Source organism: Streptococcus sp. 151470009-6, from assembly GCF_053628175.1.
Window position 1 is genome coordinate 22,860 of sequence record NZ_JBSEZF010000006.1, and the last position, 25,516, is coordinate 48,375.

Annotated in this window: 28 protein-coding genes; 23 read left to right on the forward strand and 5 right to left on the reverse strand. The window is 42.7% G+C overall.

The window, feature by feature from the left end; all coding sequences use genetic code 11:
• Positions 1-31 precede the first annotated feature (31 nt).
• The gene (gene ccpA, locus ACUW6H_RS08050; RefSeq protein WP_001090640.1) at positions 32-1,042 is read left to right on the forward strand and encodes a catabolite control protein A; all 1,011 of its coding nucleotides are present in this window, start codon (positions 32-34) and stop codon (positions 1,040-1,042) included.
• Between the two features lie 52 nt (positions 1,043-1,094).
• Here the strand turns inward: ccpA and ACUW6H_RS08055 are convergent, their stop codons facing one another.
• Positions 1,095-2,057: an asparaginase gene (locus tag ACUW6H_RS08055; RefSeq protein WP_454363920.1), complete on the reverse strand. Its 963-nt coding sequence runs from the start codon at positions 2,055-2,057 to the stop codon at positions 1,095-1,097.
• Between the two features lie 65 nt (positions 2,058-2,122).
• On the opposite strand from ACUW6H_RS08055, the gene ACUW6H_RS08060 reads away from it, so the two are divergent.
• Positions 2,123-3,508 carry a Cof-type HAD-IIB family hydrolase gene (locus tag ACUW6H_RS08060; protein ID WP_454363922.1) on the forward strand — a complete coding sequence of 462 codons (1,386 nt, stop codon included), beginning with the start codon at positions 2,123-2,125 and terminating at the stop codon, positions 3,506-3,508.
• A 38-nt stretch (positions 3,509-3,546) separates the two neighbouring features.
• On the opposite strand, the gene ACUW6H_RS08065 is transcribed toward ACUW6H_RS08060, so the two are convergent.
• A complete protein-coding gene (locus ACUW6H_RS08065; protein WP_454363924.1) occupies positions 3,547-3,999 on the reverse strand; it encodes a universal stress protein in 453 nt (150 codons plus the stop codon).
• A gap of 165 nt (positions 4,000-4,164) precedes the next feature.
• On the opposite strand from ACUW6H_RS08065, the gene ACUW6H_RS08070 reads away from it, so the two are divergent.
• The 3 genes from ACUW6H_RS08070 (at position 4,165) to rpmH (ending at position 6,105) form a co-directional block, all read left to right on the forward strand.
• Positions 4,165-4,464: a hypothetical protein gene (locus ACUW6H_RS08070; protein WP_454363926.1), complete on the forward strand. Its 300-nt coding sequence runs from the start codon at positions 4,165-4,167 to the stop codon at positions 4,462-4,464.
• A gap of 146 nt (positions 4,465-4,610) precedes the next feature.
• Positions 4,611-5,825 carry a pyridoxal phosphate-dependent aminotransferase gene (locus ACUW6H_RS08075; RefSeq protein ID WP_454363928.1) on the forward strand — a complete coding sequence of 405 codons (1,215 nt, stop codon included), beginning with the start codon at positions 4,611-4,613 and terminating at the stop codon, positions 5,823-5,825.
• A gap of 145 nt (positions 5,826-5,970) precedes the next feature.
• Positions 5,971-6,105, forward strand: a complete 135-nt coding sequence (gene rpmH / locus ACUW6H_RS08080; protein WP_000831905.1) for a 50S ribosomal protein L34 — start codon at positions 5,971-5,973, stop codon at positions 6,103-6,105.
• Between the two features lie 181 nt (positions 6,106-6,286).
• Here rpmH and ACUW6H_RS08085 read toward each other — a convergent pair whose 3' ends face one another.
• Complete coding sequence (locus ACUW6H_RS08085; RefSeq protein WP_454363988.1) at positions 6,287-8,131, reverse strand: APC family permease; 1,845 nt, start codon at positions 8,129-8,131, stop codon at positions 6,287-6,289.
• A 151-nt stretch (positions 8,132-8,282) separates the two neighbouring features.
• Between ACUW6H_RS08085 and ACUW6H_RS08090 the strand changes: the two genes are divergently transcribed.
• The 12 genes from ACUW6H_RS08090 to pflA all read left to right on the forward strand — a co-directional run bounded on the left by ACUW6H_RS08090 (position 8,283) and on the right by pflA (position 19,393).
• On the forward strand, positions 8,283-9,056 hold the full coding sequence (locus tag ACUW6H_RS08090) for a TatD family hydrolase (RefSeq protein ID WP_096405974.1): 774 nt from the start codon (positions 8,283-8,285) through the stop codon (positions 9,054-9,056).
• The gene (gene rnmV / locus ACUW6H_RS08095) at positions 9,056-9,631 is read left to right on the forward strand and encodes a ribonuclease M5 (protein WP_454363990.1); all 576 of its coding nucleotides are present in this window, start codon (positions 9,056-9,058) and stop codon (positions 9,629-9,631) included. Before ACUW6H_RS08090 ends, rnmV begins: the two co-directional genes overlap by 1 nt.
• 49 nt (positions 9,632-9,680) lie before the next feature.
• The gene (locus ACUW6H_RS08100; RefSeq protein WP_000790643.1) at positions 9,681-10,985 is read left to right on the forward strand and encodes a hypothetical protein; all 1,305 of its coding nucleotides are present in this window, start codon (positions 9,681-9,683) and stop codon (positions 10,983-10,985) included.
• Between the two features lie 4 nt (positions 10,986-10,989).
• The gene (gene rsmA, locus ACUW6H_RS08105) at positions 10,990-11,862 is read left to right on the forward strand and encodes a 16S rRNA (adenine(1518)-N(6)/adenine(1519)-N(6))-dimethyltransferase RsmA (protein WP_454363992.1); all 873 of its coding nucleotides are present in this window, start codon (positions 10,990-10,992) and stop codon (positions 11,860-11,862) included.
• A 1-nt stretch (position 11,863) separates the two neighbouring features.
• The gene (rsgA, locus tag ACUW6H_RS08110; RefSeq protein ID WP_454364185.1) at positions 11,864-12,742 is read left to right on the forward strand and encodes a ribosome small subunit-dependent GTPase A; all 879 of its coding nucleotides are present in this window, start codon (positions 11,864-11,866) and stop codon (positions 12,740-12,742) included.
• A gap of 10 nt (positions 12,743-12,752) precedes the next feature.
• Positions 12,753-13,409 (forward strand): ribulose-phosphate 3-epimerase, encoded by a 657-nt coding sequence (gene rpe / locus ACUW6H_RS08115; protein WP_096405983.1) that lies wholly within the window; start codon positions 12,753-12,755, stop codon positions 13,407-13,409.
• On the forward strand, positions 13,372-14,034 hold the full coding sequence (locus ACUW6H_RS08120; RefSeq protein ID WP_096405985.1) for a thiamine diphosphokinase: 663 nt from the start codon (positions 13,372-13,374) through the stop codon (positions 14,032-14,034). Before rpe ends, ACUW6H_RS08120 begins: the two co-directional genes overlap by 38 nt.
• A 1-nt stretch (position 14,035) precedes the next feature.
• Positions 14,036-15,292 carry a DNA recombination protein RmuC gene (rmuC, locus tag ACUW6H_RS08125; protein WP_096405986.1) on the forward strand — a complete coding sequence of 419 codons (1,257 nt, stop codon included), beginning with the start codon at positions 14,036-14,038 and terminating at the stop codon, positions 15,290-15,292.
• Positions 15,282-16,223 (forward strand): 3'-5' exoribonuclease YhaM family protein, encoded by a 942-nt coding sequence (locus ACUW6H_RS08130; protein WP_096405988.1) that lies wholly within the window; start codon positions 15,282-15,284, stop codon positions 16,221-16,223. The genes rmuC and ACUW6H_RS08130 overlap by 11 nt, the downstream gene beginning before the upstream one ends.
• A gap of 104 nt (positions 16,224-16,327) precedes the next feature.
• Entirely contained in the window at positions 16,328-17,155 is an 828-nt protein-coding gene (gene purR / locus ACUW6H_RS08135; RefSeq protein ID WP_002874197.1) for a pur operon repressor, read from the forward strand.
• Positions 17,156-17,221: 66 nt separating this feature from the next.
• On the forward strand, positions 17,222-18,478 hold the full coding sequence (locus ACUW6H_RS08140) for a diaminopimelate decarboxylase (protein ID WP_096408799.1): 1,257 nt from the start codon (positions 17,222-17,224) through the stop codon (positions 18,476-18,478).
• Positions 18,479-18,598: 120 nt separating this feature from the next.
• Positions 18,599-19,393: a pyruvate formate-lyase-activating protein gene (gene pflA, locus ACUW6H_RS08145; RefSeq protein WP_001288281.1), complete on the forward strand. Its 795-nt coding sequence runs from the start codon at positions 18,599-18,601 to the stop codon at positions 19,391-19,393.
• Positions 19,394-19,465: 72 nt separating this feature from the next.
• Here the strand turns inward: pflA and yidC are convergent, their stop codons facing one another.
• Positions 19,466-20,395 carry a membrane protein insertase YidC gene (gene yidC, locus ACUW6H_RS08150; protein ID WP_096408803.1) on the reverse strand — a complete coding sequence of 310 codons (930 nt, stop codon included), beginning with the start codon at positions 20,393-20,395 and terminating at the stop codon, positions 19,466-19,468.
• A 77-nt stretch (positions 20,396-20,472) separates the two neighbouring features.
• A complete protein-coding gene (locus ACUW6H_RS08155; RefSeq protein ID WP_001174609.1) occupies positions 20,473-20,751 on the reverse strand; it encodes an acylphosphatase in 279 nt (92 codons plus the stop codon).
• 33 nt (positions 20,752-20,784) lie between these two features.
• On the opposite strand from ACUW6H_RS08155, the gene ACUW6H_RS08160 reads away from it, so the two are divergent.
• The 6 genes from ACUW6H_RS08160 (at position 20,785) to ACUW6H_RS08185 (ending at position 25,468) form a co-directional block, all read left to right on the forward strand.
• Positions 20,785-21,525 (forward strand): TrmH family RNA methyltransferase, encoded by a 741-nt coding sequence (locus tag ACUW6H_RS08160; protein ID WP_454363998.1) that lies wholly within the window; start codon positions 20,785-20,787, stop codon positions 21,523-21,525.
• Between the two features lie 54 nt (positions 21,526-21,579).
• Entirely contained in the window at positions 21,580-22,263 is a 684-nt protein-coding gene (locus ACUW6H_RS08165) for a Bax inhibitor-1/YccA family protein (RefSeq protein WP_454364000.1), read from the forward strand.
• Between the two features lie 109 nt (positions 22,264-22,372).
• On the forward strand, positions 22,373-23,365 hold the full coding sequence (gene asnA, locus ACUW6H_RS08170) for an aspartate--ammonia ligase (protein ID WP_049537752.1): 993 nt from the start codon (positions 22,373-22,375) through the stop codon (positions 23,363-23,365).
• A gap of 64 nt (positions 23,366-23,429) precedes the next feature.
• Positions 23,430-23,969, forward strand: coding sequence for a 16S rRNA (guanine(966)-N(2))-methyltransferase RsmD (gene rsmD, locus ACUW6H_RS08175; RefSeq protein ID WP_096405992.1), 540 nt, complete (start codon positions 23,430-23,432; stop codon positions 23,967-23,969).
• On the forward strand, positions 23,959-24,447 hold the full coding sequence (gene coaD, locus ACUW6H_RS08180; protein ID WP_200370493.1) for a pantetheine-phosphate adenylyltransferase: 489 nt from the start codon (positions 23,959-23,961) through the stop codon (positions 24,445-24,447). The genes rsmD and coaD overlap by 11 nt, the downstream gene beginning before the upstream one ends.
• The gene (locus ACUW6H_RS08185) at positions 24,431-25,468 is read left to right on the forward strand and encodes a SepM family pheromone-processing serine protease (RefSeq protein ID WP_454364003.1); all 1,038 of its coding nucleotides are present in this window, start codon (positions 24,431-24,433) and stop codon (positions 25,466-25,468) included. Before coaD ends, ACUW6H_RS08185 begins: the two co-directional genes overlap by 17 nt.
• Positions 25,469-25,516: the final 48 nt, after the last annotated feature.

Here is a 25,516-nt window from a genome sequence, read left to right on the forward strand (position 1 = left end):
AGCGAAATTTTCAATATAGAAAGGAAACGGAATGAACACAGATGATACAGTAACGATTTATGACGTTGCCCGTGAAGCAGGGGTTTCAATGGCAACAGTTAGCCGTGTCGTTAATGGCAACAAGAATGTTAAAGAGAACACTCGAAAAAAAGTCCTCGAAGTGATTGAACGCTTGGACTATCGTCCAAATGCGGTCGCTCGTGGTTTGGCTAGTAAGAAAACAACGACAGTCGGAGTTGTGATTCCTAACATTACCAATGGTTATTTCTCAACACTTGCTAAGGGGATTGATGACATTGCTGAAATGTACAAGTATAACATTGTCCTAGCAAATAGTGATGAGGATGATGAAAAGGAAGTTTCAGTGGTTAACACGCTCTTTTCAAAACAAGTCGATGGGATTATTTTTATGGGCTATCACTTGACTGAAAAGATTCGTTCAGAATTCTCTCGTTCACGGACGCCGGTTGTTCTTGCAGGTACGGTGGATGTAGAACACCAACTTCCAAGTGTGAATATTGACTACAAACAAGCCACGATTGACGCAGTGAGCTATCTTCTTAAAGAAAATGAGAAAATTGCCTTTGTGAGTGGCCCGCTTGTCGATGATATCAATGGCAAGGTTCGTTTGATTGGTTATAAGGAAGCTTTGAAAAAAGCAGGAATCCCTTATAGCGAGGGCTTGGTTTTTGAATCAAAATATAGCTATAACGATGGTTATGCCTTGGCAGAACGGTTGGTTTCATCACAAGCTACAGCTGCAGTTGTGACTGGTGACGAATTGGCAGCAGGTGTGCTAAATGGTTTATCAGATCATGGTGTTTCAGTGCCAGAAGAGTTTGAAATCATTACGACGGATGACTCTCAAATTGCACGATACACCCGTCCAAACTTGACGACAGTTGCCCAACCGCTTTATGATTTGGGGGCTATCAGCATGCGTATGTTGACTAAGATTATGCATAAGGAAGAATTGGAAGAGCGCGAAGTTCTCCTACCTCATGGTTTGACAGAACGCCGTTCTACACGAAAACGCAAATAAAAAAATCAGGGAATCGTGAAGATTTCCTGATTTTGCTTTCTAGAGAAGAGGTTTAGCCTTCCATATAGTCTTTCAATGCTTGTCCTTTTAGTCCTGCGTTGATGGCAATCAATAATTTGAGGCGAGCTTTTTGAGCGTTGAGTTCTTTGACAAAGAGAACGCCAGACTCTTGCAACTGCACTCCCCCCCCTTGGTAGGCGTAGACGGGCTCGGCAATCCCGTTAAAGCAACGTGAAACCAAGGCAACTGGAATTTCTTTTTGGAGGAGAGTTTCTAATTTTTGGGCTGTTTCTTTGGGAACATTTCCAGCTCCAAAAGCTTGAATGACTAGACCATCTAGGTGCTCTAAATCAAGCATGTCAATCAATTCATCGGTCATACCTGCATAAGCGGAGATGATAGGCACCAGACCTTGAATATGCTCGAGATTAAAACGGACACGAGGTTCAGCCGTTTTGAAGTAGAGGATTTCTTGCTTCATGATGAGGCCAAGTGGTCCATGTGTTGGGGTTTGAAAGGTCCCTACGTTGGTGGTATGGGTTTTTGTGACGTACTTAGCTGCGTGGATTTCATCGTTCATAACGACCAGGACACCCTTGTCAGCTGACTTGTCATCGCTGGCGACTCGTAAAGCGCTCAGGTAGTTATAAACGCCATCGCTACCGAGTTCGTTGGAACTACGCATAGCTCCTGTTAGAACGATGGGCATGTTGGGGATTTTCATGGTATCAAGGAAGTAGGCTGTTTCTTCCAAAGTGTCTGTCCCATGTGTAATCACAACCCCATCGTAGTTGTCTGCTTCCTCTTTAATCTTATGGTAGAGGGCTAGCATGTGTTTGGGTTTGATATGGGGGCTCGGTAGGTTAAAAAAGTCTATGGCCTGGACCTCTATCCCTTTAAGAGGATTGGTGACATGGTTCATGGGATTGTCCTGGCTGGTCACAACTGCGCCAGAAGCGTCTGCTTGCATGGAAATAGTCCCACCTGTATGTAAAACAAGGATTTTCTTAGGCATGAATTACTCACTCTTTCTGAAATGTGGTATAATCATTGTAACACAAAAGGGGAGAATGGGATAGGATGGAAGTCAAAGCTGTTTTTTTTGATATCGATGGAACGCTAGTCAACGATCGTAAGAGTGTTTTGAAATCCACTAAGGACGCAATTCGGATCGTGAAAGAACAAGGGGTGCTTGTTGGAGTGGCGACAGGACGGGGACCTTTCTTTGTCAAGGAATTGATGGAAGACTTGGACTTGGATTTTGCAGTGACCTACAACGGCCAATACATCTTTAATAAAGAAAAGGTGCTCTTTGCTAGTCCGATTGCTAAGTCAAGTCTACGCCAACTGATTGCTTATGCTAAAAAGGAGCGTAAAGAAATCGCTCTTGGAACGGAGCATGCAGTAGTTGGCTCTAAAATTATGTCCTTTGGTCTTGGATCCTTTTCACAGCTGGTGAGCCGTTTTATCCCGACTGTCTTAACAAGAACCGTTAGCCGTTCCTTTAATCGAATGGTTAGCAAGGCAGTCCCTCAAAAGGAAGATGACCTGCTTCGTTTGATAAATGAGCCAATCTATCAAGTGTTAATGCTGATGACTCCAGAAGAATCTGAGAAAGCTGCCAGTGATTTTGAAGATTTGAAATTGACTCGAAGCAATCCTTTCGCAGCAGATATCATCAACCAAGGGAATTCAAAATTAGAAGGCATTCGCCTAATTGGGAAAGAATATGGTTTCGACCTCAACCAAGTCATGGCCTTCGGAGATTCAGACAATGACCTGGAAATGTTGGCGGGTGTCGGCATGTCTGTGGCTATGGGAAATGGCAGTAACAGCGTCAAAGAGGTTGCCAAACACATCACTGCAAGTAACCAACAAGATGGTATCCACAAGGCACTCGAACATTTTGGTGTTTTAGCAGCAGAAAAGGTATTTGTTAGTCGGGACTACCACTTCAATAAAGTCAAAACCTTCCACCACATGATGGATGAACGAACCCAAGAAGAACCACGGGCCTGGGATGTTGAAGGAGCAACCCACCGTGCAGACTTTAAAATTGAAGAATTAGTAGAGTTTGTTCGTGCAGCAAGTTCTTCAGAGGAAGAATTCCAGCAGTCGCTTGCAAGTATGCACGAGGCGATTGATAAGGCTGCAGAGAAAGTGGTGAAAAAGACACCGGCCCAAAAAGATTTGATTGGGCAAGTTGATGCCTTGATCGATACTCTCTACTTTACCTATGGTAGCTTTGTCTTGATGGGAGTAGATCCGGAACGTATCTTTGATATTGTTCACGAGGCGAATATGGGGAAAGTGTTCCCTGATGGAAAAGCTCATTTTGATCCAGTTACACATAAAATTTTAAAACCAGATGACTGGGATGAGCATTATGCCCCAGAAGCTGCGATTCGAAAAGAGATCCAACGCCAGATGAAGGCCTATGAGCGCCACAAAGAAAAACAGAAATAAGTCATAAAAAAAGGAGCTCCGTGCTCCTTTTTTTATGATTATAAGGTTTTTTCTCTTTCTCTCACGACCAGCAAGTCGACTTTCGCATGACGGAGAATGTACTCAGATGAAGAGCCAACCAAGAGGCGTTCAAAGGCATTGAGCCCTGTTGCACCAACGAGTATCAGATCGACATTTTCTGCGTCTGGAATAGTGCGGGCAAGGAGGGTTTTTGGATTTCCCATTTCGATGACGATGTGAATATCGGTCACACCAGCATCTTTTGCGCGCTTTTCGTACTCCTTCATCAGACTTTCAGCGTCGACTTGGAGTTCTTCGTAAACTTCAGCATCAAAGGTAGACACGCTTTGAAGAGCGCGTGTGTCAATAACATGGGCAATGGTGAGCTTGGATTCGTTGCGTAGAGCAGTGTAAACACCTTTGACGAAAGCCAAGTCCGCTTCTTTAGAACCATCAATTGCGACCATAACATTTTGGTAACGTTGTGCCATAATGAAACCTCCTGAAATTTTCTTACTGTTATTGTAACCCTTTTCACTAAAGAAGTAAAGTAAAAATCAGATTTAAATAAATATTATTGGAGATTCGATTTGGTGGAGATATGTTAAAATAAAAGAAAACAGGATAGTAGGAAACACAGTGGGGGAGGAGAAAGTATGAAAGATTCTGTTCAAGCTTCTAAAAAAACAAGTTTTCTTTATCATGGAATTATCCTTGTATCGCTTGTAGGAGAAGTAGTGATGCTTTGGCAGTTGGAAAGAGTCGTGCCGGTTCTCTATCCAGGTTTTATTGGATTTCTTCTCTTTCACTTAGTCTACCACATCATTTTATTTGTGATTGCAAAGAGAAGTGGTCGCTTGGATTATTTGGTCACGTGGGGGCTCTTTCTCATGTTTAATCTTTTGTATGATTCCTTTTTAGCATTAGTCTTTCTTGGTCTGTCTTTTGGCATGTGATAGGACTTAGCTAAAGGATCAATCTTCTATGTCCGAAGGGTTTCGCATCTAGTGAGACTTTTCTTTTGCTGGCTTGTTTCAGAAAACTTGTCGCATGGCCTGTCTAGTGGTATAATGTTACTATCCTGATGAATTGAGGAAAAAAGATGAAAGAATTTAACAAGTCTAGTAAGTTAGAGCATGTGGCTTATGATATTCGTGGTCCGGTTTTGGAAGAAGCCATGCGGATGCGCGCAAATGGTGAAAAGATTTTGCGTCTAAATACAGGGAATCCTGCTGAGTTTGGTTTTACAGCACCTGATGAGGTCATTCATGATTTGATTATGAATGCACGTGATAGTGAAGGTTACTCTGATTCCAAGGGTATTTTTTCGGCGCGTAAGGCTATTATGCAGTATTGCCAACTGAAAAAATTTCCAAACGTAGGCATCGACGACATCTACCTAGGTAACGGTGTCAGTGAGCTGATTGTTATGTCTATGCAAGGGCTTTTGGATAACGGTGATGAAGTCTTGGTACCTATGCCAGACTATCCTCTCTGGACGGCTGCTGTCAGCTTGGCTGGAGGAAATGCTGTTCACTATATCTGTGATGAAGAAGCAGAATGGTATCCTGATCTGGACGATATTAAATCTAAGATTAGCTCTAATACCAAGGCCATTGTCCTTATCAATCCAAATAACCCGACGGGAGCTCTCTATCCTAAGGAACTCTTATTAGATATTATCGAGATTGCGCGCCAGCATGATTTGATCATCTTTGCGGATGAGATTTATGACCGCATGGTGATGGACGGACATGTGCATACACCTGTAGCAAGTCTGGCTCCAGATGTCTTCTGCGTCAGCATGAATGGTCTGTCAAAATCTCACCGTATCGCAGGTTTTCGTGTAGGCTGGATGGTCTTGTCTGGACCTAAGACTCATGTTAAGGGCTATATCGAAGGGCTCAATATGCTGTCAAATATGCGCCTGTGCTCCAACGTTTTGGCCCAGCAAGTTGTACAAACCTCGCTAGGAGGTCACCAGTCAGTGGACGAATTGCTCCTTCCTGGTGGTCGTATCTATGAGCAAAGAAACTTTATCTATAATGCCATTCAAGATATTCCAGGTTTATCTGCAGTCAAGCCTAAGGCGGGTCTTTATATCTTCCCTAAAATTGACCGTAATATGTACCGCATCGATGATGATGAGCAGTTTGTCCTCAATTTCTTGAAACAAGAAAAGGTTCTCTTGGTTCATGGTCGTGGTTTTAACTGGAAGGAACCAGACCATTTCCGTATCGTTTACCTTCCTCGTGTGGACGAATTAGCACAAATCCAAGAAAAGATGACTCGTTTCTTGAAACAGTATCGTAGATAAGGGCTTTCATAGGAAAAGCTAGAAAACATTTGCTTGGAGCTATTGACAAAAGTGGCAGAATCAGATAGAATAGTAAAGTATGTTTAGTAACTGATCACTTTATAGCCGGCTAAACGAATACAAAATCTATGAGGAGGTATTCATCGTGAAACGTACTTATCAACCAAGTAAACTTCGTCGTGCGCGCAAACACGGATTCCGTAACCGTATGTCAACTAAAAACGGTCGTCGCGTATTGGCAGCTCGTCGTCGTAAAGGACGCAAAGTTTTGGCTGCTTAATCCAAACGAATTCAACAAAGAAGTCAGTAGGAACTCGAGTCTACTGGCTTTTCTTTTTATCCTACATAGTGAACTGTCCACGAAATCTTCAATTTCAAATGGAACTCATGGAGGGCTCTTTTAAAAGGTCATATACAAAAAACTCAAAACCAGATATAAGTTACTGATTTTGAGTTTTTGTTTATTCTTTTAAGTGATAAGAGTAGCTAGCGACAACGACGTCTTCATGCCATCTGAGAGCGTATTTTAGTTTGAGGCTCATTTGATTGTGCAGGATATTTTGCCAAGGCTTGTTAGGGATAAACTGTGGGACAAGGACTGTAACAGTGTAGTTTTTTTGCTTAGCTTCTTGGGCGATTCGTTTGACATACTTAACGCTAGGGGTGATGATGTCGCGGTAGCTAGTATTGATATTCTTCAGAGTGATATTTGGGAAGTAATCGGCAAATTCCTGAAGAATTTCTTGGTCTTTTTCTGCCGTTTCTTTAGTAGAAATGTGCATGGCTAACACTTCGTCACCGATACTTTGAGCGTAGTTAATGGCTCCAACACTTACTCGAGTAACATTTCCTACTAGGACAAGGACAAGATTGCCGTCATAAGTGCGCTTTTCAATTCCTTCGTAGAGTCGCAGTTGTTTTGCCACTTTTTGGTAGTGGCTGTGAATGGACAAAAAGAGGAAGGTTAGAACTAGGATAATTGGGAAGAATGGCCAGATATCACCCAGTCTGAAGAGGAGTAAAATGAGGACAATAGCATAACAAATGATAGCTCCAAGGATATTGGCAAGGGCAGGTTTTAAGAAATTTGCCCCTTTTTCTTTTTTCCAATGGCGAATCATCCCAGTCTGAGAAAGGGCAAAGGGAACGAAGACCCCGATAGTATAAAGGGGAATCAAACGTTCGGTATTGCCATTAAAAATGAGAAGAAGAATCATAGCCCCAAAAGCCAGAGTTAAAATTCCATTAGAGTAGCCTAGGCGGTCTCCTTTTTCCATAAAGAGATGGGGCATGTATTTGTTTTTAGCCATATTGTAAGCTAGCATAGGGAAGGCTGAAAAGCCAGTATTTGCAGCTACGGCTAAAATCAAGGCTGTGGAGAATTGGAAGATATAATAGCCAAGGTGACCTAAGAAGGAATTACCAAGGATGCCTTGAGCCATCTGTGAAAGAATAGTTTCTCCGTGTTGAGGCATAATCCCCATCCAGTAGTTTAGGAAGGTAATGCCTGCAAAAAGAAAACCTAAAATCAGTGACATAATGGTCAAGGTTTGAGCAGCATTCTTTTCTTTTGGAGCCTTGAAAAAGGGAACGGCATTTGAAATAGCTTCAACCCCAGTGAGAGAGGCTGATCCGCTGGTAAAAGCTCTTAGAATGAGAACGATAGACAGGCTCGGAACAGCATGCCCAATAGGTGAAGTTGCCTGATAGCTGAGAGCCCCTGTCACTAGTTGAAAGATTCCATAGAGCAAGAGAAAGACAGTGCTGATGATAAAGAGATAGACAGGAATCATTAGTGAGCTGGCAGATTCTTTCAATCCTCTTAAATTCAAGAGCATGAGCAGGCAGACTAGGAAAATAGAGATATGAAGATTATAAGGATGGAGGGCAGGTATGGCTGCTGTAATAGCATCAGCTCCAGAAGCGACGGATACGGCTACGGTCAGCATATAGTCAACAAGGAGGCTACCACCAGCAATCAAGCCTAGTTCGGGAGAGAGGTTTTCCCGAGTGACCATATAAGCCCCTCCACCTTGAGGATAGGCGTGTATGATTTGACGATAGGAAATGGTCAAACTAGCGAGGAGTAAGAGGACAAAAATACCGATAGGGAGGCTCCACCAAATAGCGAGAGGAGAGAGGCTAACTAAAACGAGAATAACTTGTTCAGGTCCATAGGCAATGGAAGACAGGGCATCACTGGATAACATTGCAAGTGCTTGCATTTTCCCTAATAAGCCCCCTTCGCCGTCTGTGAGAGACTTGAGTGGCCGACCGATAAAGGTATATTTTAATTTTCTAAACATTTTCTTTTCCTTTACTGAAAATTTCAATAAGTGTTATTATACTGTTTTGAAAAAAGGCAGTCAAGGGAGAACGATTGGTATTAGAATATTTTTACAAGCCGAGGGATGCTATTTTTGGTATAATAGATGAAAGAAAATGAGGTTAGAAGAGATGATTTTTGATACGCACACACATTTAAATGTAGAAGAATTTGCAAGACGTGAAGCCGAAGAAATCGCCTTGGCTGCTGAGATGGGTGTGACTCGGATGAATATTGTTGGCTTTGACAAGCCGACCATTGAACGGGCCCTAGAGTTGGCAGATGAGTATGAGCAACTCTACGCAACTATTGGCTGGCATCCGACTGAAGCAGGGACATACACAGACGAGGTCGAAGCTTACTTGCTGGAAAAGTTAAAACATCCCAAAGTTGTTGCCTTGGGTGAGATTGGTTTGGACTATCACTGGATGACAGCATCTAAGGAGGTGCAGGAGCAGGTTTTTCGCCGTCAGATTCAGCTGTCTAAGGACTTGGAACTGCCTTTTGTTGTCCATACCCGTGATGCGCTGGAAGACACCTATGAGATTATTAAAAGTGAGGGCGTTGGTCCTCGTGGCGGCATCATGCATTCATTTTCAGGTTCTTTGGAGTGGGCTGAAAAGTTTGTTGAGCTTGGCATGACTATTTCCTTCTCAGGAGTGGTGACTTTTAAGAAGGCAACTGACATCCAAGAAGCAGCTAAAGAGTTACCTTTGGACAAGATTTTGGTGGAAACAGATGCGCCTTACTTAGCACCTGTACCCAAGCGGGGTCGTGAAAATAAAACAGCCTACACTCGCTATGTAGTGGACTTTATCGCCGACTTGCGTGGTATGACGACAGAAGAGCTAGCGGCGGTAACAACTGCAAATGCAGAACGAATTTTTGGATTGGACAGCAAGTAATGAAAGAGAAAATTTCCCAAGTCATCGTAGTCGAAGGTCGCGATGATACGGCCAATCTCAAACGTTACTTTGATGTAGAGACCTATGAGACACGAGGATCGGCAATCAATGATCAGGATATAGAACGCATTCAGCGCCTGCATGAACTGCATGGGGTCATTGTCTTTACAGATCCTGACTTTAACGGTGAGCGCATTCGTCGCATGATTATGACGGCGCTCCCGACAGTTCAGCATGCCTTTCTCAAACGAGATGAAGCGGTTCCCAAATCCAAGACCAAGGGGCGTTCTCTGGGAATCGAACACGCCAGCTATGAGGACCTGAAAACAGCGCTGGCTCAGGTGACAGAACAATTTGAAAATGAGAACGAGTTTGACATCAGTCGTGGTGACTTGATTCGCCTAGGTTTCTTAGCGGGATCAGACAGTCGTAAGCGCCGAGAATATCTGGGGGAAACCCTCCGCATCGGCTATTCCAATGGGAAACAGCTGCTCAAGCGGTTGGAGTTGTTTGGAGTAACTTTGGCAGAAGTGGAAGAGGTTATGGAAAGTTATGAGAAAGACTCTAAAGTGTAGAGAATTATGTTAAAATGAAGGTAGTGTATTTAAGTTAATAGGAGGCTGTATGAAAAATAAGGATGGTAAATTATTGTTGAGTTTTGCTGCAGTCGGAGTTGTGATTGTTGGTATTATTTTATATATGAATAATCTTTTTGAGGGTAAGAATTTAATTCTTAATAGTTTATCCCAAGGAGAAGTATTAGCGGGCATAGTTATTGCGTTGCCGACATTAGTTACTTGGAATCAAGCTATTGAACAAAGTAAAGAAAATAAGAAAAATACTGTGTCTGATAATGTTAGAGACACTGTGAAGTATTATGATAAGCAACTTACAGAACTTGTTGCAGATATTAGTAAGACCAAAGAGTTACCCTTTTATAAGGCGGGAAAAATTGAATATATCATTGATACGTATAATAAATTATTAAAGGAATGGAATGAGATATTAAAATTAGATATTTCTCTTGACTTTGTTCAAGTATTGTCTACAATTTGTTCAATAAAATATCCAAAAGGAATAGAGAATCCTGGGAATGAGTTGGCGGAGAACTGGAAATATAATTTGAGCACAGCACTGAAACCAGTTATGAGAGAAATAATATCTTTGAAAAAGGAAGAAATATTTGGTTCCAAGGAAGTTAAATATTTCAGTTATGTTGAATTTGGTGTTACTGGATATGAGATTGAAAAAGTAAAGTTTAAAGACAAAAGCTTTGTAGAGTGTACTTTTTCTGCTGATTTTTTTGCTTCAAATTCATTTGAAGCATGTGAATTTATCAACTGTAGTATCAGTACTGGTGAGTTATCTGAACAAAAAGTGAAAGAATTACTAAGTGATAGTAATACGATTATAGGAACATTTAAAGACTCTAATGAGGATGATTTTGCTGAGCAATTTTATTCTACATCTGTTTCAGAATATGGAACTGTATTTGATGCCCGAGAAGGGATTATAGCTGATAACTATATTTTAGGAAACAAGTTTTTTGAAATTGATTCTAAGTCAGAAAATAGGGAAGAAATTTATAAGGATATTATTAATGGGTTGGTATCGTACGGCATAGGAGTTGATGAAAAAAGAAATAACAAAAAAATAAGTATCAGTAAAAATTATATAACGGAGGAAAATAAATCCAGCTATATTGCTGGAAGTTTATTCTCTGGTTGGAATAGTCTATTTTCAGAGAAAATACAAAAGTCTAATAATTTCAAATATTATATATTTTGTATAAAGAATGAAAATGTTTATAATACAATAGTTTTTGAAAATGATAGCTTTACTAGATTTTTAAAGAAAAAGAATATAGATAAGGCAGGAAAGTATAATTTTTATTTTACTGGTTTTAATAGTAATGTGGAAAAAGAGTAGATAAATGAGAATTGCAGATTATAGCGTGACCAAGGCAGTGCTGGAGCGTCACGGTTTTACCTTTAAAAAGTCCTTCGGGCAAAATTTCCTGACGGATACCAATATCCTTCAAAGAATCGTGGATACAGCTGAAATTGATGACCAGGTTAATGTCATTGAAATCGGTCCAGGAATTGGTGCCTTGACTGAGTTTTTGGCTGAGCGTGCAGCTGAGGTCATGGCTTTTGAGATTGACCACCGTTTGGTACCGATTTTGGCAGATACCCTGCGTGATTTTGACAATGTGACCGTAGTCAACGAGGACATTCTCAAGGTTGACTTGGCGCAGCATATCCAGAATTTCAAAAATCCTGAACTGCCAATCAAGGTAGTAGCCAACTTGCCATACTACATTACGACGCCTATTCTCATGCACTTGATCGAGAGTGGCATTCCTTTTAGTGAGTTTGTGGTTATGATGCAAAAAGAAGTGGCGGATCGTATCTCAGCACAGCCAAATACCAAGGCCTACGGTAGTTTGTCGATTGCTGTGCAGTATTACATGACAGCCAAGGTGGCCTTTATCGTGCCTCGTACGGTCTTTGTACCAGCGCCAAACGTGGACTCGGCTATCCTGAAAATGGTACGTCGACCAGAACCGGCTGTAGCGGTAGAAGATGAGCAACTCTTCTTCAAGGTTTCCAAGGCCAGTTTCACCCATCGCCGCAAGACCTTGTGGAACAACTTGACAGGTTATTTTGGTAAGACTGATGAAGTCAAGGAAAAGTTGACCAAGGCTTTGGATCAAGCAGGCTTGTCACCAAGTGTGCGTGGAGAAGCACTTAGCTTGGAAGAATTTGCTAGCCTTTCAGATGCGCTTAAAGGACAAGGACTCTAAGATGCAGGGACAAATCATTAAAGCCTTGGCAGGCTTCTATTATGTGGAGAGTGAGGACCAAGTCTATCAGACACGTGCGCGCGGGAATTTTCGTAAAAAAGGCCACACGCCCTATGTTGGGGATTGGGTAGATTTTTCTGCAGAGGAAAATTCCGAAGGTTATATCCTCAAGATTCATGAACGGAAAAATAGTCTCGTCCGTCCGCCTATTGTCAATATTGACCAAGCTGTGGTGATCATGTCCGTCAAGGAACCTGATTTTAACAGCAATTTGCTGGATCGGTTCTTGGTTCTTCTGGAACACAAGGGCATTCATCCCATCGTCTATATTTCCAAAATGGATTTGCTGGAAGATAGCGAAGAATTAAGTTTTTATCAACAAACCTATCGTGCCATTGGTTATGACTTTGTGACCAGTAAGGAGGAACTCCTGCCTTTGTTGACAGGAAAAGTGACGGTCTTTATGGGGCAGACAGGTGTTGGAAAATCAACACTCCTCAATAAAATCGCACCAGACCTCAATCTTGAAACAGGAGAAATCTCAGACAGTCTGGGTCGCGGTCGCCATACTACTCGAGCTGTTAGTTTTTACAATCTCAATGGGGGTAAAATCGCGGACACACCAGGCTTTTCATCACTGGATTATGAAGTGTCAACGGCTGAAGACCTCAATCAGGCCTTTCCAGAGATTGCCAGTGTCAGTCGAGACTGTAAATTCCGTACTTGTACCCATACCCATGAACCGTCCTGTGCGGTTAAGCCGGCTGTCGAAGAGGGTATCATTGCATCCTTCCGTTTTGACAACTACCTGCAATTTCTCAGTGAAATTGAAAATCGCAGAGAAACCTATAAAAAAGTCAGCAAAAAAATTCCAAAATAAGGAGAAACCTATGTCTCAATACAAGATTGCTCCGTCAATTCTGGCAGCAGATTATGCCAACTTTGAACGTGAAATCAAACGCCTAGAAGCAACTGGTGCAGAATATGCCCATATCGATATCATGGATGGTCACTTTGTGCCTCAGATTAGTTTTGGTGCAGGTGTGGTTGAAGCTCTTCGTCCTCATAGCAAGATGGTTTTTGATTGCCACTTGATGGTTTCTAATCCTGAACATCATCTGGAAGACTTTGCGCGTGCAGGTGCAGACATCATCAGTATTCACGTAGAGGCAACACCTCATATCCATGGTGCTCTTCAAAAGATTCGTTCTCTAGGTGTCAAACCTTCTGTTGTCATTAACCCTGGTACGCCGGTTGAAGCTATCAAACACGTACTTCACCTAGTTGACCAAGTTTTGGTGATGACGGTTAACCCTGGCTTCGGCGGGCAAGCCTTTCTACCTGAAACCATGGATAAGATTCGCGAGTTGGTTGCCCTTCGTGAGGAAAAAGGTTTGAACTTTGAGATCGAAGTGGATGGTGGGATTGATAATCAAACCATTGCTCAAGCCAAAGAAGCTGGTGCGACCGTTTTTGTAGCAGGGTCTTATGTCTTTAAGGGAGATGTCAATGAACGAGTGCAAACGCTCAGAAAACAACTGGACTAGGGTTGCCGTTTTTGCAGGCGGAGACCGAGGTCATTATCGGACGGATTTTGATTGCTTTGTCGGTGTGGATCGAGGATCGCTCTGGATCTTGGAAGAAGACTTGCCTCTTGCTCTAGCAGTTGGAGATTTTGATTCTGTCACTGCAGAAGAGCGACAGGTGATTCAAAAAAGTGCCCAGCATTTTGTTCAAGCCCAGCCAGAAAAGGATGATACGGATCTGGAATTGACTCTCTTAACCGTCTTTGAGCAAAATCCTCAGGCTCAGGTCACTATTTTCGGTGCTTTGGGTGGCCGTATTGACCATATGTTGGCCAATGTTTTTCTACCTAGCAATCCCAAGTTGGCACCTTATATGAGCCAGATAGCGATTGAGGATGGGCAAAATGTGATTTGCTATTGTCCAGAAGGAACCAGTCAGCTTCAACCTCGTTCGGACTATGACTATCTAGCCTTTATGCCAGTTCGGGATAGTCAGTTGACCATTATCGGTGCCAAGTACGAATTGACTGAGGAAAATTTTTTCTTTAAAAAAGTGTACGCTTCTAACGAATATATAGATAGGGAAGTTTCGGTGACTTGCCCGGATGGCTATGTAGTCGTACTGCATAGCAAGGACAGGAGGTAGGATGGAGACTGTATTACTACTATTATTAATTGTCAACCTGGCTGGACTGTTTCTCATTTGGCAGAGGCAGGATAAGCAAGACAAATATCTAGTCAAGAGTTTGGAAGACCAGGCAGACAATCTTTCAGATCAATTAGATTACCGCTTTGAACAAGCCAGGCAAGCCAGCCAACTAGACCAAAAAGACTTGGAAGTGGCTGTCAGTGACCGCTTGCAGGAAGTACGAATGGAATTGCATCAAGGCTTGACTCAAGTCCGTCAAGAAATGACAGATAATCTCCTCCAAACCAGAGACAAGACCGACCAACGTCTCCAAGCCTTGCAGGAATCAAATGAGCAACGCCTAGAACAAATGCGCCAAACAGTCGAGGAGAAACTAGAAAAGACCTTACAGACGCGCTTGCAGGCGTCCTTTGAGACAGTTTCTAAACAACTGGAGTCTGTCAATCGTGGCCTTGGAGAGATGCAGACAGTTGCCCGCGATGTCGGAGCCCTCAATAAGGTTCTCTCTGGAACCAAAACGCGAGGCATTTTGGGTGAATTGCAACTGGGGCAAATCATCGAAGACATCATGACGCCTACCCAGTACGAACGAGAATATGCAACGGTTGAAAACTCCAGTGAACGAGTGGAATATGCCATCAAGTTGCCTGGGCAAGGCGACCAGGAATACGTCTATCTACCAATTGATTCCAAGTTTCCACTGGCAGATTATTACCGCCTAGAAGAAGCCTATGAAGCAGGTGATAAGGACGAGATTGAACGTTGTCGTAGATCTCTCTTGACAAGCGTTAAGCGTTTCGCCAAGGATATCAAGAGCAAGTATATAGCGCCGCCTCGGACGACCAATTTTGGAGTCTTGTTTGTTCCGACAGAAGGTCTTTATTCAGAAATCGTCCGCAATCCGATTTTCTTTGATGATTTGAGACGGGAGGAACAGATTATTGTTGCTGGTCCAAGTACCCTATCAGCCCTGCTTAATTCCCTATCAGTTGGCTTCAAAACCCTCAATATCCAAAAGAGTGCCGACCATATCAGTAAGACCCTTGCTAGCGTCAAGACCGAGTTTGGCAAGTTCGGGGGGATTTTGGTAAAGGCACAAAAACATCTTCAACATGCCTCTGGCAATATTGATGAATTATTAAACCGTCGCACCACAGCTATTGAGCGGACGCTCCGTCACATTGAGTTATCAGAAGATGAGCCTGCGCTTGATCTACTCCATTTCCAAGAAAATGAGGAAGAATATGAAGATTAGTCACATGAAAAAAGATGAGCTGTTTGAAGGATTTTACCTGATTAAGTCAGCTGACCTGAGACAGACACGAGCTGGGAAAAACTACCTAGCCTTTACCTTCCAAGACGATAGTGGCGAGATTGAAGGAAAACTCTGGGATGCTCAGCCTCATAACGTTGAGGCCTTTACCGCAGGGAAAGTGGTCCACATGCAGGGGCGCAGAGAAGTTTACAACAATACTCCTCAAGTCAATCAAATTACTCTCCGCCTGCCTCAACCTGGCGAACCAAATGATCCAGCTGATTTCAAGGTCAAGTCACCAGTCGATATCAAGGAAATTCGTGACTACATGTCGCAAATGATTTTCAAAATTGAAAATCCTGTCTGGCAACGTATCGTTCGCAGTCTCTACACCAAGTATGATAAGGAATTCTACTCCTATCCAGCTGCAAAAACCAACCACCATGCCTTTGAAACGGGTTTGGCTTTTCACACGGCAACCATGGTGCGCTTGGCAGATGCCATTAGCGATATCTATCCTCAGCTCAATAAGAGCTTGCTCTATGCCGGGATTATGTTGCACGACTTGGCCAAGGTTCTAGAACTCAGCGGTCCTGATCAGACGGAGTACACAGTGCGAGGCAATCTCATCGGTCATATCGCCCTAATTGATAGCGAAATTACCAAAGCAGTCATGGAGCTTGGCATCGATGATACCAGAGAAGAAGTGGTGCTACTGCGCCATGTCATTCTCAGTCATCATGGCTTACTGGAGTATGGTAGTCCTGTTCGTCCTCGTGTGATGGAAGCTGAAATCATTCATATGATCGATAATCTCGATGCCAGCATGATGATGATGACAACAGCTCTTGCTTTGGTGGATAAAGGAGAAATGACCAATAAAATCTTCGCTATGGACAATCGTTCCTTCTATAAACCAGATTTAGATTAATAATTTAAGAAAAACGAGCATTTTTTACGCAATAATGTTCGTTTTTTTATGTGAATATGGTATAATGGATAAAATATCAAAATTAAATGGAATGGTAAATAAAAATGAAATTAAGAAGAAGTGATCGGATGGTTGTTATTTCCAACTATTTGATTAATAATCCATACAAACTAACCAGTCTCAACACCTTTGCAGAAAAGTACGAATCAGCTAAATCATCGATTTCAGAGGACATCGTGATTATCAAGCGTGCCTTTGAGGAAATTGAAATTGGCCATATTCAGACTGTGACTGGAGCAGGTGGTGGCGTTATCTTTACACCATCCATCTCTAGCCATGAAGCTAAAGAAATGATCGCAGACTTGCGTGATAAGCTTTCAGAAAGCGACCGTATCTTGCCAGGTGGCTACATCTACCTATCTGATTTGCTCAGTACACCTGCCATTTTGAAAAATATTGGTCGCATCATTGCCAAGAGTTTTATGGACCAAAAAATCGATGCCGTTATGACAGTGGCAACAAAGGGTGTTCCGCTAGCAAATGCGGTTGCCAATGTCCTCAATGTTCCATTTGTCATTGTGCGTCGTGACTTAAAAATTACCGAAGGTTCAACGGTCAGTGTCAACTATGTTTCAGGTTCAAGTGGTGACCGTATTGAGAAAATGTTCCTTTCAAAACGTAGCCTCAAGGCAGGCAGTCGTGTCTTGATCGTGGATGACTTCCTGAAAGGTGGCGGAACTGTCAACGGGATGATTAGTCTCTTGCGTGAGTTCGATTCTGAACTAGCCGGTGTCGCAGTCTTTGCAGACAATGCCCAAGAAGAACGTGAAAAGCAGTTTGATTACAAGTCACTCTTGAAGGTTACCAATATTGATGTTAAGAACCAATCCATCGATGTTGAGATTGGAAATATCTTTGACGAAGACAAATAAGAGATAGAACTAAAGGTTGGAACGATTGTCCCAGCCTTTCTTTGCAAACAGAATAGAAGGATGCCTATGAAAACACCATTTATCAGCCGTGAAGATTTAGAAACAATTGTTGCAGAGTTCCCGACTCCCTTCCACTTGTACGACGAGAAGGGGATTCGTGAAAAAGCAAGAGCAGTCAACCAGGCCTTTTCCTGGAACAAGGGCTTTAAGGAATATTTTGCCGTCAAGGCCACTCCAACCCCAGCCATCTTGAAAATCCTCCAAGAGGAAGGTTGTGGTGTGGACTGTTCTAGTTATGTGGAACTTTTGATGAGCCATAAACTTGGATTTGCAGGTCCTGAGATTATGTTCTCATCAAACAATACGCCAGACCAAGAGTACGCTTATGCCCATGAATTAGGTGCGACCATTAACTTGGATGCCTTTGAAGACATTGCACATCTGGAGCGAACTGTAGGCATTCCAGAAATCATCTCTTGTCGTTACAATCCAGGAGGAGTCTTTGAATTAGGAACAGACATCATGGATAATCCTGGAGAGGCTAAGTTTGGCATGACCAAGGATCAACTCTTTGAAGCCTTTGCTGTTTTGAAGGAAAAAGGAGCTAGGACTTTTGGGATTCATTCCTTCCTAGCATCCAATACCGTGACCCACCTCTATTATCCAGAATTGGCCCGCCGGCTCTTTGAATTAGCTGTGGAAATCAAAGAAAAATTGGGTATTTCACTGGACTTTATTAATCTTTCTGGCGGAATCGGTGTCAACTATCGCCCAGATCAGGAGCCAAATGATATTGCGATGATTGGTGAAGGGGTGCGTAAGGTGTATGAAGAAGTCCTTACGCCAGCAGGTCTTGGTCAGGTCAAGATTTTTACCGAATTGGGACGTTTTATGCTGGCACCCCACGGAGTTCTCGTCACAAAAGTTACTCATAAGAAAAAAACTTACCGTACCTATCTAGGTGTGGATGCCTCAGCAGTCAACCTCATGCGCCCAGCCATGTATGGAGCTTACCACCATGTCACCAATCTGACCCATCCAGACGGACCAGTTGAGGTGGTAGATGTGGTCGGTTCACTCTGCGAAAACAATGATAAATTTGCCGTTAACCGCGAACTACCTCATACAGAAATCGGTGATTTGCTGGTGATTCATGATACAGGTGCACATGGATTCTCCATGGGTTACCAGTACAATGCCAAACTACGATCGGCAGAAATCCTCTATACCGAAGAAGGAAATGCTCGCCAAATCCGCCGTGCAGAGCGTCCTGAGGACTATTTCGCAACCTTGTATGGTTTTGATTTTGAACCGGATCACTAAAAGGGTATGAAAATGAAAGTGAAAAACAGATTGCTTTCTAAAAAATAGACAAAAAACCTTGTTTTTCATCTTACTCATGATATAATAAAACTATAAAACGGTTTCAAGGAAGGTGACGATATGTCTGAAGAAACAATTGACTATGGACAAGTGACAGGAATGGTGCATTCGACAGAGAGTTTTGGGGCGGTAGATGGCCCTGGGATTCGGTTTATTGTCTTTTTGCAGGGTTGTCACATGCGTTGCCAGTACTGTCATAACCCCGACACATGGGCTATGGAGACCAATAAATCACGCGAACGGACAGTAGACGATGTCTTGACAGAAGCCCTTCGCTACCGTGGTTTTTGGGGAGACAAGGGAGGAATCACTGTTAGTGGAGGAGAAGCCCTCTTGCAGATTGATTTCTTGATTGCCCTCTTTACCAAGGCCAAAGAAAAAGGAATCCACTGTACCTTGGATACCTGTGCTCTTCCATTCCGTAACAAGCCACGTTATCTCGAAAAGTTTAATAAACTCATGGCTGTGACAGACTTGGTTCTTCTGGATATCAAGGAAATCAACGAAGAACAGCACAAGATTGTAACCAGTCAAACCAATAAAAACATCTTGGCCTGTGCCCAGTACCTATCAGATATTGGGAAGCCTGTTTGGATTCGCCATGTGCTGGTTCCAGGTTTGACGGACAGAGATGAGGATTTGATCGAACTCGGTAAATTCGTCAAAACCCTTAAAAATGTTGACAAGTTTGAAATCTTGCCTTATCACACGATGGGTGAGTTCAAGTGGCGTGAACTTGGAATTCCTTATTCGCTCGAAGGGGTCAAACCTCCAACAGCAGACCGTGTCAAGAATGCCAAGGAATTGATGGATACAGAAAGCTACCAAGACTACATGAAACGTGTTCATGGATAAAAAAGAAGCCTGATGGAGACATCGGGCTTTTGTGATGCATAAAAAGCCTAGCCTTTCAGCTAAGCTTTTTTCTTATTTTCTAGAATGTTGTTTACCAGCATTGCGTTTTTTATGTTTCTTATTAGTCATGATCGCAGTTGCTTGGTTTGGAGTGACATCTTTGCGTCCGCCTCCAGTTGAAAATGAGCTTGCTTTTGGTGGATTTTTGGCAAATTCTTCACGAACTTTTTTGCGAAGTTTTGGACGAACAACATAGTTAACGATGAACTGTTGAAGAATCATCATGAAACCACCGACAACCCAGTAAAGCGTCACACTAGCTGGTGAGAAGAGGGAGAAGACCACAATCATGAGTGGGCTCATGTAGATCATTTTCTTGATCTGTTCTCTTTGCATCTCATCTTCTACGCCATGAAGTGAAAGGAGTGATTGGAGATAGTAGAGGATACCAGCAAAGGCTACGAGGATCATACTTGGTGAACCAAGATCGATACCCAAGAAGGTAGAGCTAGCTACCCCTTCAGTGAGCTGGGCTGCAAAGTAGATAGCAGAGAAGAATGGCATTTGAATGAGGATAGGGAAGCAACCTACACCACCTAACATGCTAATACCGTGTTCTTTCTGAGCAGCAAAGAGAGCTTGTTGAGCCTCAAGTTTTTCTTCCTGAGTTGTTGCTTCTTTGAGACGTGTTTGGTGTGGTTCGAGTACGTGTTTGAGGGCGTTCATCTTTTCAGAGTGAAGTGTCGCCTTCCATGATTGGTAGATACCAAGTGGCAAGATAATCAAGCGCACGATAATGGTTACGATAATGATAGCGACCCCGAAGCCTAGTCCTTTATCAGTAGCGAAGTACTTGATAGCTTCTCCCATCGGAGCACCCAAGAAATCCCAAACGGGACCAACTGGCTTACCTGTTGCTTTGTCTACTTGGACACAGCCTGTCAAGACGAGTAGCATAGCCACTCCCATAGCAGAGAGGGCAAAACGTTTAATAGATTTCAATGTTTTCATTCCTTCTTTAAAAATTGTACCTTTCTATTCTACTGTTTTTTTGTAAAATATACAATAGTTCTGGAGACCTAATTTGCAACTTTGAAGTCTGAATAGGATGAAAAGTTGCTCATCTGCACATCCAGATAGGTGACTTTTGAAAAGGGCGTTGGGCCTTTTCGAATTTCTTGGATAAATTTTGCCATAGTGGCAGAGGAGTCTGCCTGAGCAAGAATTTCCACTGTGCCGTCGTCGTTATTCCAGACACGACCGGTGATGCCACCGATTTCAAGCGCTAGAGTAACCACACCCCAACGAAAACCAACACCCTGTACCCTGCCTTGGGCAATCATTCTAACCTTTTGCATACTAAACCCCTTTGATTGTGTTATAATGTTTCTATGACTATTATAACCTCAAAAGCCAATTCAGTGGTAAAAAATGCCAAGAAATTGCATCAAAAAAAATATCGAAAGTCTGCCTATTTGATTGAAGGTTGGCACTTATTTGAAGAAGCTGTTCAAGCTGGAGTGACGATTGAGAAGATTTTTGCTCTGGAAAGTTACCGAGATCAGCTAGCTGCCTTTCCTCAAACGGTCTGGGTTTCAGAGGAAATTTTGCTGGATTTGGCAGATACGCAAACTCCTCAAGGGATTGTCGCTGTGATTCAAAAAGAAGAAGTGGGACTGCCTGATTTTAGTCAGGGTAAGTTTCTATTTTTAGAAGATGTTCAAGATCCTGGTAATGTGGGCACCATGATTCGGACTGCGGACGCTGCAGGTTTTACAGGGGTCATTGTTTCAGATAAGTCAGCAGATATCTACAGTCTCAAGACCCTGCGTTCCATGCAAGGAAGTCATTTTCATTTGCCCATCTATCGGATGTCTCTTGCTTCCTTTGTAGAAGAGGCAAAGAAGAGCAATTTGCCCATTCTTGCAACGACCTTATCCAAAGAATCCAAGGACTATCGTGAGCTTTCTCCCTTAGAAAACTTTGCTTTAGTCATGGGAAATGAAGGGCAGGGGATTAGTTCTATCATGGCTGAGAGTGCTGATCAGCTGGTTCATATTGGCATGAAAGGCCGAGCAGAAAGTCTCAATGTGGCAGTTGCAGCAGGCATTTTGATGTTTTATTTCAGCTAATTTATAAAATCTTTGTTATAATCAAGACATATTTATAGAAAAAGGAGAATCGGAATGAATCAAACAATTATTCAAGAACGTTCAGGTCTTAATCAATTTTACGCTAAGGTTTATGCCTTTGTAGGACTTGGGATAGGTCTATCGGCTCTCGTGTCCGCTTTGATGTTGACAGTCTTCCAAGCTCAATTGACTTACTTTTTAATGCATGGCCGTCTCTGGTTGATGATTGCAACTTTTGCAGAACTTGGTTTAGTCTTTGTTGCAAGTAGCATGGCTGCCAAAAATAGCCCAGCAGCTCTGCCGGTATTTCTAGTATACTCCCTACTGAATGGCTTCACCCTTAGTTTTGTCGTAGCCTTCTATACGCCGGGAACAGTTTTGTCAGCCTTTGTATCCAGTGCCCTTCTCTTCTTTGTCATGGCGGCAATCGGAATTTTCACCAAGAAAGATTTGAGTGGAATGGGACGAGCTTTGATGGCTGCTCTTGTCGGGTTAATTATCGCCATGGTTGTCAATCTATTTTTAGCCAATAGTTTCTTTGACTACATGATTAGTATTGCCATGGTCTTGGTTTTCTCAGGTTTGATTGCTTGGGATAACCAAAAGATTCGCTATGTTTATGAGCAGTCACGAGGACAAGTAGCGACAGGTTGGGTCATTTCAATGGCTCTCAGCATCTATCTAGACTTTATCAACCTCTTCCTTAGCATCTTACGAATCTTTGGTCGAAACGATTAATGAATGACAGGGTCAGTGTTCAAAAGAGCACTGACTTTTTCTTATTTACTCTTTTCTTTTCTTGGAAATAGGTGTATAATGCTTTTAACTAATTTTTGAGGAGCTGTTTATGAAGAAAAGTTTTATTCATCAGCAAGAAGAAATTTCTTTTGTTAAAAATACCTTTACCCAGTATTTGAAAGATAAACTAGAAGTTGTTGAAGTTCAGGGACCTATCTTGAGTAAGGTCGGCGATGGGATGCAGGACAACCTGTCAGGTGTTGAAAATCCAGTATCCGTCAAGGTTTTGCAAATTCCGAATGAAACCTATGAGGTCGTTCATTCACTTGCTAAATGGAAACGCCACACCTTGGCTCGTTTTGGTTTCGGTGATGGGGAAGGTTTGTTTGTCCACATGAAGGCTCTTCGCCCAGATGAAGATTCACTAGATGCGACCCACTCTGTTTATGTAGACCAGTGGGACTGGGAAAAAGTGATTCCAAATGGAAAACGCAATATCGCTTATCTTAAAGAAACAGTTGAAAAGATTTACAAGGCTATTCGTCTGACAGAGTTAGCAGTAGAAGCTCGCTATGATATCGAATCCATCTTGCCAAAACAAATTACCTTTATCCATACAGAAGAGTTGGTAGAACGTTACCCAGACTTGACACCAAAAGAGCGTGAAAATGCAATCTGTAAAGAGTTTGGTGCAGTTTTCTTGATTGGTATTGGTGGGGAATTGCCTGACGGGAAACCGCATGATGGCCGTGCGCCTGACTACGATGACTGGACAACAGAGTCTGAGAATGGCTACAAGGGGCTAAATGGAGATATTCTGGTTTGGAATGAATCTCTTGGTTGCGCTTTTGAACTTTCTTCAATGGGGATTCGGGTAGATGAGGACACGCTTCGTCGCCAAGTTGCCCTTACAGGGGACGAAGATCGTCTGGAGTTGGAATGGCATAAAGCCCTGCTCAACGGCCTTTTCCCATTGACAATCGGTGGAGGGATTGGACAGTCTCGGATGGCCATGTTCCTTCTTCGTAAGAAACACATCGGAGAGGTTCAGACTAGTGTTTGGCCGCAAGAAGTCCGCGACACTTATGAAAATATCTTGTAGAAAATCGAACCGTAAGGTTCGGTTTTCTTTCTCTTTTTGCCCATAATTTGGTATAATAAACGGTATGAAAATCGTATCAGGAATCTATGGAGGGCGTCCTCTCAAGACGCTAGAAGGCAAGACGACGAGGCCGACATCGGATAAGGTGAGAGGAGCTATCTTTAACATGATAGGTCCCTATTTTGAGGGTGGTCGTGTCTTGGATCTCTATGCTGGCAGTGGCGGTCTGTCTATTGAAGCTGTGTCAAGAGGGATGTCCAGTGCTGTCTTAGTGGAACGGGATCGAAAGGCACAAGCTATCATCGCTGAAAATATCCAAATGACCAAGGAAGTTTCTAAATTTCAGCTCGTAAAAATGGAAGCTGAACGAGCCTTGGAGCATGTGAATGGTCCCTTTGACCTGATCTTTTTAGATCCCCCCTATGCCAAGGAACAAATCGTTGCAGATATCGAAAAAATGGCAGAAAGAAATCTCTTCTCCCAAGAAGTCATGGTCGTCTGCGAAACAGATAAGTCTGTAGAACTCCCAGAAGAAATCGCCTACTTAGGCATCTGGAAGGAAAAAATATATGGGATTAGTAAGGTGACAGTCTATGTCAGATAAAATTGGATTATTTACAGGTTCATTTGACCCGATGACAAATGGACATCTGGATATCATTGAACGTGCAAGCAAACTCTTTGATAAGCTCTATGTCGGGGTGTTCTACAATCCCCACAAACAAGGCTTTCTCCCTGTTGAAAATCGCAAACGGGCAGTCGAAAAAGCGGTGGCGCATTTAGATAATGTAGAGGTGCGGGCTTCTCATGACCAACTAGTCGTCGATGTTGCAAGAAGACTGGGTGCTAAGACCCTTGTCCGTGGCTTGCGAAATACCACCGACTTGCAATATGAGTCTAGTTTTGATTACTACAATCATCAACTGGCTCCAGAAATCGAAACCATTTACCTATATAGCCGCCCAGAGCATCTTTATATCAGCTCTTCGGCCGTGAGAGAACTTCTGAAGTTTGGTCAGGAGATTCAGCAATATGTCCCAAACAGTGTTGTGGAGGAATTAGAACATGAAGAAAAAAACTAGATGGCCCTTATATGTCATCCTAGCACTAGTATTGACTTTTTTAGCCTTTGTAGTACCTTTACCTTACTACATAGAAGTTCCAGGTGGAGCGGAAGATATTCGGCGTGTTTTGAAAGTCAATGAAACAGAAGACACAGAAGCAGGAGCATACCAGTTTGTAACAGTCGGTATTCGACACGCAACCCTATCGCATCTTGTCTATGCTTGGTTAACGCCTTTCACGGATATTAGAAGTGCCAAGGAGACTACGGGTGGCTCTACTGATGCAGAATTTATGCGGATCAATCAGTTCTACATGCAAACTTCTCAAAACATGGCCAAGTATCAGGGATTGAAGACGGCTGGAAAGGATATCGAACTCAAGTATCTGGGAGTCTATGTCTTGACCGTGACGGACAATTCAACTTTTAAGGGCATTCTGAACATAGCAGACACCGTGACGGCTGTTAATGACAAAACATTTGATAGTTCAAAAGACTTGGTCGACTATGTCAATTCTCAACAATTAGGAGATACGGTCAAGGTAACCTATGAAGAAGACGGAAAAGTCAAGTCTGCAGAAGGTAAAATTATCACTCTCGAAAACGGAAAAAACGGTATTGGGATTGGCTTGATTGACCGTACGGAAGTGACCAGTGACGTTCCAATTCGCTTTTCAACAGCTGGTATCGGCGGGCCAAGTGCCGGTCTCATGTTTAGTCTCGCTATCTACACCCAGATAGCAGATCCAGGACTTCGTAATGGCCGCATTGTTGCGGGAACGGGAACTATTGATCGCGATGGAAATGTTGGTGATATTGGTGGAATTGACAAAAAAGTGGTTGCAGCCTCTCGTCAGGGAGCCAACATCTTTTTTGCTCCTGACAATCCAGTCACCGAGGAAGCAAAAAAAGCAGATCCCAATGCGAAAAGCAACTATGAAACAGCCATAGAAGCTGCTAAAACGATCAAAACAGAGATGAAAATCGTTCCCGTTAAGACCTTGCAGGATGCAATTGATTACCTTAAAAACAATCCCTAATTCGTAGAAAAATTGAAAACTAGCGCGCAAGCGGATAAGATGGTATAA